11 protein-coding genes and 2 pseudogenes are annotated in these 12,544 nt (G+C 42.8%); 3 read left to right on the forward strand and 10 right to left on the reverse strand.

What is annotated here, in order from left to right; translation table 11 throughout:
- Positions 1-70 precede the first annotated feature (70 nt).
- The 4 genes and pseudogenes from FM037_RS00550 to rfbC form a co-directional block, all read right to left on the reverse strand.
- A complete protein-coding gene (locus FM037_RS00550; protein ID WP_144048763.1) occupies positions 71-814 on the reverse strand; it encodes a 3-deoxy-D-manno-octulosonic acid kinase in 744 nt (247 codons plus the stop codon).
- 121 nt (positions 815-935) lie between these two features.
- Positions 936-1,802, reverse strand: a complete 867-nt coding sequence (rfbD, locus tag FM037_RS00555) for a dTDP-4-dehydrorhamnose reductase (protein ID WP_144044379.1) — start codon at positions 1,800-1,802, stop codon at positions 936-938.
- The gene (gene rfbB, locus FM037_RS00560; RefSeq protein WP_144044380.1) at positions 1,799-2,869 is read right to left on the reverse strand and encodes a dTDP-glucose 4,6-dehydratase; all 1,071 of its coding nucleotides are present in this window, start codon (positions 2,867-2,869) and stop codon (positions 1,799-1,801) included. The genes rfbD and rfbB overlap by 4 nt, the downstream gene beginning before the upstream one ends.
- A gap of 2 nt (positions 2,870-2,871) precedes the next feature.
- Positions 2,872-3,416 (reverse strand): annotated as a pseudogene (rfbC, locus tag FM037_RS00565) (dTDP-4-dehydrorhamnose 3,5-epimerase).
- 184 nt (positions 3,417-3,600) lie between these two features.
- Here rfbC and FM037_RS00570 point away from each other — a divergent pair.
- On the forward strand, positions 3,601-4,632 hold the full coding sequence (locus FM037_RS00570; RefSeq protein WP_144044381.1) for a glycosyltransferase family 9 protein: 1,032 nt from the start codon (positions 3,601-3,603) through the stop codon (positions 4,630-4,632).
- A 123-nt stretch (positions 4,633-4,755) separates the two neighbouring features.
- Here FM037_RS00570 and FM037_RS00575 read toward each other — a convergent pair whose 3' ends face one another.
- Together FM037_RS00575 and FM037_RS00580 are read right to left on the reverse strand one after the other, a co-directional pair.
- Positions 4,756-5,736, reverse strand: a complete 981-nt coding sequence (locus FM037_RS00575; protein ID WP_144044382.1) for a WavE lipopolysaccharide synthesis family protein — start codon at positions 5,734-5,736, stop codon at positions 4,756-4,758.
- Positions 5,737-5,831: 95 nt separating this feature from the next.
- On the reverse strand, positions 5,832-6,638 hold the full coding sequence (locus FM037_RS00580; RefSeq protein WP_185976930.1) for a glycosyltransferase family 2 protein: 807 nt from the start codon (positions 6,636-6,638) through the stop codon (positions 5,832-5,834).
- A 205-nt stretch (positions 6,639-6,843) separates the two neighbouring features.
- Between FM037_RS00580 and FM037_RS00585 the strand changes: the two genes are divergently transcribed.
- Both FM037_RS00585 and FM037_RS00590 read left to right on the forward strand, forming a co-directional pair.
- A complete protein-coding gene (locus FM037_RS00585) occupies positions 6,844-7,851 on the forward strand; it encodes a hypothetical protein (protein WP_229381039.1) in 1,008 nt (335 codons plus the stop codon).
- Positions 7,848-8,942: a glycosyltransferase gene (locus tag FM037_RS00590; protein WP_144044385.1), complete on the forward strand. Its 1,095-nt coding sequence runs from the start codon at positions 7,848-7,850 to the stop codon at positions 8,940-8,942. The genes FM037_RS00585 and FM037_RS00590 overlap by 4 nt, the downstream gene beginning before the upstream one ends.
- A gap of 55 nt (positions 8,943-8,997) precedes the next feature.
- Here the strand turns inward: FM037_RS00590 and FM037_RS28950 are convergent.
- The 4 genes and pseudogenes from FM037_RS28950 to FM037_RS00615 all read right to left on the reverse strand — a co-directional run bounded on the left by FM037_RS28950 (position 8,998) and on the right by FM037_RS00615 (position 11,912).
- A pseudogene (locus FM037_RS28950) lies at positions 8,998-9,845 on the reverse strand (WavE lipopolysaccharide synthesis family protein).
- Positions 9,793-9,975: a WavE lipopolysaccharide synthesis family protein gene (locus FM037_RS30275; RefSeq protein ID WP_144044387.1), complete on the reverse strand. Its 183-nt coding sequence runs from the start codon at positions 9,973-9,975 to the stop codon at positions 9,793-9,795. Before FM037_RS30275 ends, FM037_RS28950 begins: the two are co-directional and overlap by 53 nt.
- 12 nt (positions 9,976-9,987) lie before the next feature.
- On the reverse strand, positions 9,988-11,055 hold the full coding sequence (locus FM037_RS00610; RefSeq protein WP_152830694.1) for an HAD hydrolase family protein: 1,068 nt from the start codon (positions 11,053-11,055) through the stop codon (positions 9,988-9,990).
- Complete coding sequence (locus FM037_RS00615) at positions 11,052-11,912, reverse strand: phosphotransferase (RefSeq protein WP_144044388.1); 861 nt, start codon at positions 11,910-11,912, stop codon at positions 11,052-11,054. The genes FM037_RS00610 and FM037_RS00615 overlap by 4 nt, the downstream gene beginning before the upstream one ends.
- Positions 11,913-12,544: the final 632 nt, after the last annotated feature.

The raw sequence follows: 12,544 nt of genomic DNA on the forward strand, positions 1-12,544 counted from the left end.
GCAAGTGCAGCTTTGGGAGCGTTAGGCTCTGCTAAAGAATTAATGAGCTGATACTAATGAATATTTCGATCTAAGGTTTCGCATAACCTTTTAATAAGTCCTGCCAGTTAGATTCGGTGAATGCTAAGGCTGGGAGTTTTCCCTTCTCCTTATTGAACGAGCGCAATAAGCGGTCAAGGTTTGCAGCTTGCCACTTAGTATTAGGCGCTCGGATCTCCCCTCTGTCGAAATCGATAAGATAGAATTCATCATCTGTGATGAGGATATTTTTGGCGTTGAGATCGGCATGATAGACGCCGCGCTGGTGGAACTTAGCTATGCAAGTCCCCAGCTGTCGCCACTGCTCGGCCGTCATGACTTCTGTGCTTAGCTTGGCCACCAGATCCTGTGCCCCTGCAACACGCTCGATAATGATATCGGCGCGATAGTACAGGCCGCTGCGTTCAACATTGGCGGCGATGGGTCTGGGTACGGCAAAGCCTTCATTAAACAGTAGGGTCAGTAGAGCCAGCTCTGCCACCGCTCGTGTCTTGTGTAACCCGGTGAACAGGTATTTGTCCTTGCTTAGCTTCTCTATCAGGCCGCCGCGATAGTAATGGCGTAACACCCATTCACTGTCTTTATCTACTTGTGTTTCATTCTGAGATGCTTCGAGATCAGGCTTCACAAACCAGGTGATATAGCGTCCCTTAGATGAACCTGTGACGGCGGATTGTTGCTGCCAAAAACTAACATCGAACCATTCGGTGGTGATCGCTTGTGCGGCGGTAACGCAATATGCGATAGCGCCTTGGCTGGTCTGTTTTATCTGCATGGTCATCTTGGGCTGATCTGCTTGAACGTTAGCTGGCATAGAGTCTGACTTAAGTGATTAAAATTAAAGTGAAGCTTTAGGGCTGAGCTTATTCTACATCAAGTTGTATGATTCGAAAAAATTATAGCTGTTGCAGCACTGATGTTAGATTCTCTCGCCAAGGTTTAGCCGTCATTATCTGCCGGGAGGCCGTTATATCGAGCAAGCTAAATAGGGGGCGTGATGCGGCACTGGAGAACTGACTGGATGAGATGGGCTCAATGGGGATACGAGTATCAAGTTTACCTAAATTCAGTGCCATATCTTGAATGGCCAAGGCGAATTCATACCAGCTTGCCTTCCCTGCATCGCTCCAGTGATAGATAGGGGCTAACGTTTCTTGTTGGCTCAGACTCCAGATAAACTGGCCTAGCTCAGATGCCGAAGTTGGGCAGGATGTCTGGTCATCAATCACCGATAATTTGGGCTGCTGTGTCATGAGCCTGAGCATGGTCTTGACGAAATTAGTGCCAAATTGGGAGTAGAGCCAGGAGCTGCGTACTATGCAGACTTCCTCATATTTAGTGGCTATGACCGCTTGTTCTCCGGCTAGCTTAGAGGCGCCATATACATTGAGTGCACTCGGCTCATCATCGACGCAGTAGGCCTTGTTTTGCTTGCCGTTAAATACGTAATCGGTCGAAAGGTGGATCAGGCGAGTCTGGGTCCGTTTCGCCGCCAATGCGATATTGCCAGCACCATCTCGATTGACTGAGAATGCTTGGTCTCGTTGAGATTCAGCCATGTCGACTTGGGTATAGGCGGCGGTATTGATGATGAGCTCGGCGCGGGTCTGTTTAATCGCGGCTATGATTGACTCTAATGAGCCGATATCGACATCATCTCGGCCCATGGCTGTGGCAATAATCTTGTTTGGCTTGCTGGCGATTAAAGCCTGAGCCAGTTGACCATGTTTACCTATGATGAGTGCGCGTGATATCGACTTCATCGAGTCTGACCATCAGGTTTGTCTGAATTTATGAGCTGTTGGTACCATGTGGGGTTATTGATATACCAGTTTAAGGTGCTGGCTAAACCAGATGCAAAACTTCGCTCAGGTTGCCAGCTCAGTTCTTGCTCTATTTTGCTGGCATCTATGGCGTAGCGTTGGTCATGACCTGGCCTATCAGTCACAAAAGTGATGAGTTGTTTGAAGTCATCAATACCTTGGGGTTTATCTAAGATGCGTGTGTTTAACAGCTCACATATTTTCGTCACTACTTCCAGATTAGTCCGCTCGTTACCGCCGCCAATATTGTAGGTTTCACCGAGTTTTCCCCTTAAGGCTACAAGGTAGAGTGCCCGCACATGATCTTCCACATGGAGCCAGTCTCTGATCTGTTGACCATCTCCATATATGGGCAGGGGCTCGCCAGCTAAAGCCTTGTGCAGTACCAGAGGGATGAGTTTTTCAGGGTATTGATAGGGGCCATAGTTATTCGAGCAGTTACTTAGCACGACCGGAAGTTTATAGGTGCGACTCCAGGCCCGCACAAGATGATCTGCCGCCGCCTTACTCGCCGAATAGGGCGAGCTAGGTTGGTAAGGGCTGTTTTCGGTAAACAGCCCAGTGTCTCCTAACTCACCGAAGACTTCATCGGTTGAGACATGGTGAAATCTAAATGTCGCCTGTTTTTCGCTATCTAGTCGCGCAAAATAATTACGGCAAGCCTCCAGGAGGCAGTATGTGCCGACAATATTGGTCTGGATAAATTCAGCCGAGCCGTCGATGGAGCGATCCACATGACTTTCGGCCGCGAGGTGCATGACGATATCCGGATTGTATTGAGTCAATAAGCACTGGATAAGCTCGCTATTACAGATATCCCCATGGATAAACCGGTAGCGCCGATTGGCCTCGATGCTCGTCAGCGATTCAAGGTTGCCTGCATAGGTCAGCTTATCTAAGTTGATGACGATATGGGGCGTCTCGTTTATCAGAAAGCGTACTAACGCCGAACCGATAAAGCCCGCACCGCCAGTAACTAAAATTGTTTTGTTGCTATGAGTATCCACAATCACAAGCCCTTGGTTATGGCATCGAAGGAGAGTCCCATATTATCTTTGCTTGATAATATAGGTAATTGCCCCTGAAGAGGCCAGTCAATCGCTAAGGTTTCATCGTTCCAGGAGAGGGTTTGCTCGAACTCGGGGCATAATACTCGGTACACTTATATATTATCTCCGCAGAATCTGAGGTGACATAAAATCCGTGGGCAAAGCCTGGCGGGAGCCACATCTGCTGACGATTTTTTGCCGATAGATAGGTGCCGAACCATTGGCCTAAACTTGGACTGTCTGCGCGTAGATCGACCGCAACATCGAATATCTCGCCAACGACCACACGTATCAACTTGCCTTGGCTGCGTGGCGATTGAAAATGTAATCCCCTCAAGCAGCCTTTTATCGACCGGCTATGATTCTCTTGCACGAAAGTAACATCGGCTATCTGCAGCCTAAACCAGGAGTCACGAAAGGTTTCGCAGAAACAGCCGCGCTCGTCTTCATGGACGCGAGGCGAAAGAAGTTTTAGATCTGCAATTGGCGTGTCGGTGATGTTCATAGGACCATTATGTTCTGAGCTGAGTGTCTCTGTAGTTATAATAAGGGAGTTTGCTCTCAATGTTGAGGGGCATGTGGGTGAGAGTTAAGATTTTGGCTATATTTGGTGGAACTTGATTGAAAGCTTGGAACCTAATCGAGATCTCAATTAAACTCTCTGGATTCATATCTCACTCTCTGGCCTTATGAGCTTAAAACTAGATAATATCGATTCATTGTGTTTGTTGCGCTTGTCTGCAATCGGTGACGTGTGTCATGCCGTGGCTATGGTACAGGCGATACAGAGGCAATATCCAAAGCTTAAGATCACTTGGGTTATCGGAAAAATTGAATATCAGCTGCTTGAGCATCTGGATGGTGTCGAGTTTGTCGTTTTTGACAAGTCACTGGGCTGGCGTAGCTATTTCAAGTTACGCAGGGATTTGGTGGGGAAAAAGTTCGATGTGCTGCTACACATGCAAGTGGCCTTGAGAGCGACCATAGCTTCACTGGCGATATCCGCGAAGGTGCGGATTGGCTTCGATCGGGCACGAGCGAAAGAGGGCCAATGGCTGGTGACGAATAAGAGTGTCGAGCCTCTTGCCACTCCCCATGTGCTCGAAGGCTTCATGGGCTTCGCTAAAGCGATAGGGGTGACAGATCTCACTCCAAGCTGGGAGATTCCAGTACCTCTCGCCGATACCGAATTTGCAAAGAAGATTATCCCCGATGGCGATAAAACCTTAGTTATCTGCGCCGCCGCCAGTAAAGCCGAGCGCAACTGGTTACCTGAGCGCTACGCCGCGGTGGCAGAGCATGCGATATCTCAAGGTTTTAGAGTGATACTTTGTGGCGGACCTGTCCCTTTAGAGCTTGAGTTAGCCAAGCGCATTGCGCAAGCCTGTGCAGTCTCCCTCGAAAACCAGGTGGGCAAGACCTCGCTGACTCAGTTATTAGCCGTATTAAAGCAAGCCTCTATTGTTCTGGCACCCGACACCGGACCAGCGCATATGGCAGTGACTCAAGGCACGCCAGTTATAGGGCTTTATGCCCACTCAAATCCGCGAAGGACGGGTCCCTATACCTGTTTGGACTCGGTGGTTAGTGTTTATGATGAGGTGATTGCAAAGCAAAAAGAGGGCGATGTACCTTGGGGAGCTAGAGTAAAAGGGACTGAGTTAATGAGCTTGATACAAATTGATGAGGTTGTTTCAAATTTTGATTCGTTATTGCTGTAACTATTTACTGCAATAGTCCAACTCAATTATGTTAACACCTTGATGTGTATTTTTGATGTCGTCTAGCATCTTTTATAAGGAATGTTAGACAGTTTTAATCTGTGATTTTCTTAGTAATATTTTTTAGGTTTGGCCGAGAGGATGTTGCTTACGGCTAAAACGTTTCTTTAATCTGGAAATTGGAGCTTTAGCCCAACGAAAAAGGAAGGTTTTGGTTATTACTGCTATTAAACTTGCGGGGTAATCTTTATCGCAATATTTTTTATAATGCCATTGCCATTCAATATGAGACATCTCATTGACACGGTATTTGAGGGTATCTAACCGTTTTATAGAGCCTAACCCTAAGTTTTTTGCATCTTGAACAATGAGATTATTTAGTAAAATTTTCATCCAAATATCATGATCAGTCATATCAAAATGTGTTTTCATTGGACTAATTTCGGGACGAAATTTACTTATCCATCGAGTTGTGAACTTTTGTTCTGTTGAAGTTATTCTCTGCGGGGCGCCGAGATATTGTGGGCGTCCTAATAGGTTTGGGTTGAGTTTATAATCTTCAAATAATTCAATATCCCACATATTGATTAAATCTTGAGTTCTTCCATAGGCAAAGAAATCACATATATGCCGACTGATTTTATAGCCGTCAGTCATCATTTTTGTATAGCGGTGAGCAACCACAACCCGTTCTTTCAAAAATGAAAAATTTGGTTCGCGCACTGGGAAGTCTTGTTGTTGGGCTATGAAACCATTGCCCGTAAGGTAATTATCAGTTCTTAATTTTACTGCATATTCAGTTTTTACTCGCTTTAGACCCTCTCTTATTCCCACTATTTGACGATTAGAGTTTTCTGTAAATGGGCACCCATTTGCATCAAATGCGATAATGTTACATCCGGGATCTTCACTAAGTATTATTTCATCCACATCGAGTTTATCTACAATTTGATCTCTCCAGGTAGATAAAATGATATGAGAGCCGGGCAGAAACTCTCTAATGGTGGCAATAGCCTTTTCAGTTATACCTAGTTCCATCTGACGTTGCGCGGAAGAGCGTACTGGACCGTGTAAAACAACCGTAATTTTACTAAAACTATCCACTTATTCTATTCCATTTCCGTTGGTTTAATATGGAGGTACAAGTCTTTAGTTTTCCAGCCATATATGATATAAAGTAATGTCCCGCTACATTACTTTTATTTGGATTGTTCAAGCCCATTTTTACAGCGTGTAAGCTGGTTTGAGACTGTATTTTGATAGATCAGTTGGTTTTTATCTAACATTTTTCTTGAGCGTAATTTGTGAAAAATATGAAAACAGGTGGCTTTAAATCTGAGTCGCTTGCACTTGAGTCCAGCGTTGAGGAGTCGCTGGCAAAATTCAATATCTTCAGGTCCCCAACCCTCGAAGTCGATGTTATAGCCGTTTGCTTGAATGATATCTTTTTTCCAAAATGCGCAGTTGCCTCCCATTCCCCTGTTTATCTGAGTTTTAACTGTTTCTGTCATGAATGTTGGAAGAAATGCTAGCCGGAATGACTGATCCCTATGTTCCAATCCTATCATCAGAGTGTGGGCAGCTCTATCAGACTCAAGAAGGTGCCTACTTGCCTGTTCATTTATATAGGCTCTCTTACCCTGAACAAACATCCCTTGTTGTGCCGATAACCTATGATCCTTGATGAAAGAGGGGTTGATCATGGTATCGCCATCGAGAAAAACGATGTAGTCGCCACTGCTTTTTTGGATAGCTTTATTGCGACTTAATGCTGCTCTAAAGCCTGCGTCCTGCTGCCAGCTGTGGATTAGCGCACAAGGAAAGTCGCCTTGGTATGCGTTGATTAAATCAATCGTCTCTTGGCCGGATCCATCATCAGCAATTATTACCTCATGAGGATACTCAACTAGCTGCTTGACGTTTTCGAGGACTTTTCTCAACGCTTGCGGCCAATTATAGGTGGTGACGATTAACGACACCTTTACTTGAACTGTTTGCTCTTCCACTATCGGCTCAATATATGATTTTTCAAGGGGGAAATGTATGGGATTGTAGCAAATTTACTTGTGAGAACCTAGGCGGATAATGAAAAGGTGTTACTATGCGTGCTTTCGACTCATCTTAATTATTTACACCATAAGACTTATGATTACTAAATCGCCTAAGTTCCTGTTTGTGCCAGTATCTTCTCCTGAGGGGATTGGCGAATATATGCGATCAATTATTATTGCGACTGCCATATGCGAGAAATGGCCGGAGGCTGAAGTTGAGTTTATATTGAATAAGCATACTCTCTATGCTGCAGATTGCCCTTTTCCTGCTCATTTGTTAGATGATACACCGACAAAAAGAGTGAAAGAGGTTAATGATATAGCCTCAAAGTTTAAACCTGACTTAGTGCTTTTCGATGCCTCTGGTCGTAAGTCACAGTTAAAACATGCTTTTGACCTTGGGGCGAAGGTTGTGTTTATTAGTCAACATAAGCGTAAGCGTAGCAGAGGGATGAAGTTATCCCGCGCCAGAGTGACTCATAGGCATTGGGTGGTGCAACCAGAATTTGTTCTCGGTGATATCAGTTGGATTGAACGTAAAAAACTGCAGTTAATCAATAAACCTGAACCTATTTTTATCGGTCCAGTCTTCAGCCAGCCAAATGCGGAAAAACAGCATGAAATCTTGTCAAGGTATCAGCTATGTGAGGGGGAGTTTGTTGTCTTTAACTCTGGTTCTGGTGGGCACATACTCTCTGGTAAATTAGCGGCAGATATCTTCGCAGCGGCAGCAGCTAAAAGCTATCAGGAGATTGGTTTAAAATCTGTGATGGTTTATGGTCCGAACTACCCTAATGAGATGCAGCAAGTGGAGGGGGTTATTGCAATTAAGCAGGTCGAGAATACCGAGTTTATTAACCTTGTTAACGCTTCAAGGTTTGCAGTGTTAAGTGGTGGAGACACTTTATTGCAGGCTATTGCGATCAATAAGCCAACTTTAGCGATTGCGGTATCAAAAGATCAGCCACCTAGAATCAAGGCGTGCTCTGAGCTAGGCTTGATCCACGGGTGCGACAGTGATGTCGATTCAATTTTGAATGGAATTCAATCAATGCAACGGCCACAACTTGTGGCTGGTTTACTGCGTAATATGAAGGCTAGTCCAAGTTTTAATGGGCTGGCTATCTGTTTGAATGAGATATCGGACCTACTGGAGGGTAAATTATGACAGCAAAGCGTATAGCTATCGCGATTGACACGTTAACAGGTGGTGGCGCTGAAAAAGTGATGTTAACGCTTGCTAAAGCACTTCTCGCACAAGGCCATCGGCCTCACTTGCTGGTGATGCAAGATGAGTGTTTGCACGATATTCCAGATCTAGTTCCCGTTACATTCTGCTTCAATAAAAATGATAAAAACTTGACTGGGTTCAGTAAACTGTCTCGATCTGTTGTTGTGTTGGAAAAAGTGATTGCAGATGTCGAGAAAAAGGCGGGTAAATTTGATCTGTTCCTATCTAACTTAGATCTAACTAACCTTTTGATGTCAAAAACATCTGTTACCCCACTCTATTTCGTGATCCATTCATCCGTTGAGGAGTCACTTAGTAGGCAAGCTAAGCTGGGACCATTTGCTTATTTTAAAATGCTAAAGGCGGTGAAGGCGCTAAACGGTCAAAACTTGGTAACGGTTTCGAAGGGAATCGAGAAAGAGATAGTGAAAGTCGGCCGCATCCAACCAAAAACGATTCGTACCATTTACAATCCTTTTGATATCGAACATATCCTTGAGTGTTCAGAGCAGCAGAATGATGAGATACCCGATGGGGATTTTCTTATTCATGTTGGTCGTTTTGCAAAAGCCAAACGACATGATGTGTTATTCCAAGCTCTCAAACAGATCGATAGTCAGATTCCGTTAGTTTTGCTTTGTAAGAATCGCAAGAAAGCCCTTAAAGTGGCGGATAAGTATGGTGTTAGGGATCGATTGATTATTCCAGGGTTTCAGACTAATCCTTTTCCTTGGATTAAACAGGCCAAACTATTAGTTTTAAGCTCTGATTATGAGGGCTTACCGACAGTCTTAATCGAATCATTAGCTTGTGGTACACCTGTAGTGAGTACCAATTGTAATCATGGCCCAGATGAAATTTTAACTGGAAAATTGGCTCATTATCTGGTGCCAAGACGAGATCCTAAAGCTTTAGCGGCAAAAATCGATGAAGCCTTATTCACACCACCTAACATTGGTGAGCTAGAGATCTTTAATCAAGTATCTGCCGAAGTTGTAGCTAAATCTTACCTAAAACTTATCTGGTGATTAATACCTATTGGTAATACCGATGCCGAGCAATATTGCCCGGCATTGGTGAAAATCACATGCTTAAAGCATCCTTTTTACGTTTCATTTTGAGCTTTAATTTAGCCAGTGGTGCTTTCAGCTTTCTATACCTGCTTTTATCGAGTCTTAGCTGCCAGCGTGGGGCAAAGAAGTCGGGAGCACAATATTTTTGATACAGCATTTGCCATTCGGCATGGGAAATTTCATTAGCTCGATAACGGGTGATTTTTAGCCTGCCTATGGTTTTTAAACCAAGGTTATTGGCTTCAACAATAACTAAATTATTCGCCATGATGAGTTCCCACTCTTGCTTGAGGTCTCCGTTGTAATCAAAGTGACCCTTTAGGTATGAGGAGCTAGGGTTTAACTTAGTGATCCAGCGAGAGGCGAAATGCTGCTCAGCCGATAAAATTCGCTGTGACGCACTCATATGTTGGCCCTGACCAAGCTTACTTTTATCGAATGGAAAAGCGGTAGATCCCACATTTTTAACAGATCTTCTGTTAACCCATAAGCAAAGAAATCGCAGAGGTGACGCACTATCGGACAGCCATCTGAATAGAGTTTAGTGAGCCGGTGTGAAACTACGACCCTCTCTTTAAAGAGCCGTAGATCAGGGTTATGCAATGGATATGCTTGCTGCCAACCAATAAAGCCACTATGGAGTAGAAAATTATCAGATCTTAGTTTGATAGCATACTTAGTCTTTACCCGTTTCAATCCCTCTCTGATTGCAACAATTTGGCGGTTGTTGTTTTCTTTTAGCGCGCTACCATCAAAGTCATAGGCGATGATATTCTGCCCAGGGTCTTGATTTAATACTAGCTCATCAATATGGAGACCGTCTGTTGGCCTGCCCTTCCCATGTCGAGAGGAGAATATGAGCTCCTGGCAGGTGCTTACGAATAGATAGCAGTGCTTTTTCTGTTATACCAGGTTCCATAGGCCGATCAGGATTAGCTTGAACAGGCCCATGAAGAACAACGGTAATATTGTTTATTTTATTACTCATCAAATAGTCTCGCTATAGCATAAAGCCAATAGTCCCTTCTAGCTTATCTTTAAGGTCTTGAGAATCGCGTTTTAGATTGATGGCATCGCAACTTTTGTAGGGATTGGTTTTAGCATAATCATTAATAACAATACGCTTTCCATGAACTAAACCATAAATGATTTGATCGAACTGTAGGCCGATTCGACTTAGCTGAGCTAAAGTTTGCTTTTTAAAAGAAGGCTTTCGTGAAGTGGTAATGATGACTTCTACTTTACCTGTTTCATGGAGCCTGTTGATGGCTTGGACATTGTCAGATAAAGCTTCTGTTTCTCCCCATTTAGGTGTGGAGTACTGTCCTGAATTTTTTACTAGTGTGCCATCTAGATCAATGAAGAGTGTAAAATATTGGGCTTTATACTCATTCCATTCTTTGATTGTTCCCCAGTCACAATACTCTGAAACCTTTAACACTGAAAATTGCTTACTATCTAATATCATTGAAAAAATAATATCAGAAATGTAAAGGTCATCATTTTCTAAGCGTTCGAAATATTCACAAAATTCACTGGCATGCTCAAAGGCATATGCGCCAACACAAAACTGAGAGCTGACAACTTTCTTCTCAACAATATTGTCAATTAACCCATGTTCATTCAGTTCGACATAACTTTTGTTAGATGCATTTATCTTTGAGTATTCATTGAGATCGCTAACAGCAACTGCATTGCCTTTAACACTTGGAAGTTTAAAGAAATTATCAGAATCTTTGATAATAATCTGACCTTTAATCTTAGCTTGTTTTATACCTGCATAGATGGTTTCCGGCTGAGAATTAGTGGTGTTTTCGAGTAAAATCAACTCAGATTTTTCTAAAATACCGATCTCATCGAGTTGCTCGAGCAGGGCTTGTTTTACGTTAAACTGCAGTTCATGAGATTTCAGTCCGATGAAGTAAATATGGTCAAACTCTTCAAAGTTAATACCCTTGATGGCTTCAACAACCATCATATACCCCATAGGATGGGTAAGCATCCACTTAGGTTTCATATCGGGAAAGCGTGAAGATTGACCAGCAATGGGGATTAATAAGTTGATCATTTTTTAGCTCCGAAATATTGATTGATGAAGTTTATAACTTGCTCTGAGTGAGCGTAGGGAATAATTCTTAAAATATTTATATCTTGGAAAAAATCGTAGTGCTCATTAACCCAGTCAAACTGGCTAAAAAATGGCGCTAATTGCTCATCAAGATAGGTTAGTGCTTGAGTTGTTCTGGCATTATGCCTCAGCTCTGACTTGCATCGACTCCAGCCGTGTAGTGTGTCTTGGCGAATTTTACAGATATCAATTATGGGAGATTCAATAAATGAATCTAGAAAATCAATAACATAAACTTTTTTATTGAGCTTAGAGTAAATTAAATTACTGAGAGTCAGATCGCCATGGCATATTCCTTGAGGAATAGTTCTGTCAACATTAGCTTTTAAGGAGGCATCTTTTAAAGCGCGTAATGTTGAGTCTGTGAGTTTGCCAGAGGCGATTATTGCTTCGGAGTTTTTAATAACCTGCTGTACTTTAGTTTGAAAAATATGGGCAGGTACAGTCGTTATCGGTGATTTTTCAATCTCATAGGTTAGAAGCTCTTTTAATGCGTCTACTATCTGATCTAGAGTTTGCTTTCCGCATTGCAAAGAGAGTTCATCAAAGCCTGAGCCGTGAACGAACTCCATCGTAAACTCAAAACTCTCCGCTTCACTGAGACTCGTGATTATATTGGGGATTACAATATTTTTTAGATCACACTCTTTAGCAAATAACTCTTGCTTTTGCATCTGTAGCTTTAGCCTAGAAGAGTAATGCTTCGAAGATGAGCGCTTTACGACAGCGAGTTTATGATTGATTTTGGAAATACTAAGCTCACAACCAGAATTACCAGCTATACCAAGTTCAAACAAACTACCTTTCCTGCTGAGGCTATTTTTATAATGTGGTATTTTACTGCTAAAATGAAAAAAATACAGTAGTTAATCTTCAGTCCCTATGTCTGTATTTATACTTCGTAGTTTAAGCAGAAAGACAGAAAGTCTGTCGTAGCAATCTATTGCAGATATGTATGAAATAATTCACTTCTTGAATTACAAAGTCTTATTTATGAAGTGAACCGACAAGGGGAAGCCGTAAATTATGTAAAGTCATTTATCTAGTGCACGTTGAGCAAATGCCGCGAGTACTTCTCAGCTAGAAAATGTTGTAGTAGTGGGTTTTATACTAGTCCCATTAAATATCTGTTCTGTTCAGTTCAGAGCCACTGAGGCTTTTCAATTCAAGGTACATTTTATGCAGCGTTACATGTTCTCGATATACGACTGAATTATCTATTTTTTCCATACAAAACATGACGCTTACTCCCTCGTATGGAGGTAGGGCGAAGCAGAATTCCAGAGCTGAGAATAAGATTAGCTTCTAATATTTGCACGTCACACGGACGTGATGAATGTCTATCTTGTACGACTATTATGGATATAGTAAGTAGAGTGACGCAGGAGCAGTTACCGAGGAATAATATTATTATTTCTAGTAAATATTT

It is taken from the genome of Shewanella psychropiezotolerans, from assembly GCF_007197555.1.
Lineage (GTDB): Bacteria > Pseudomonadota > Gammaproteobacteria > Enterobacterales > Shewanellaceae > Shewanella > Shewanella psychropiezotolerans.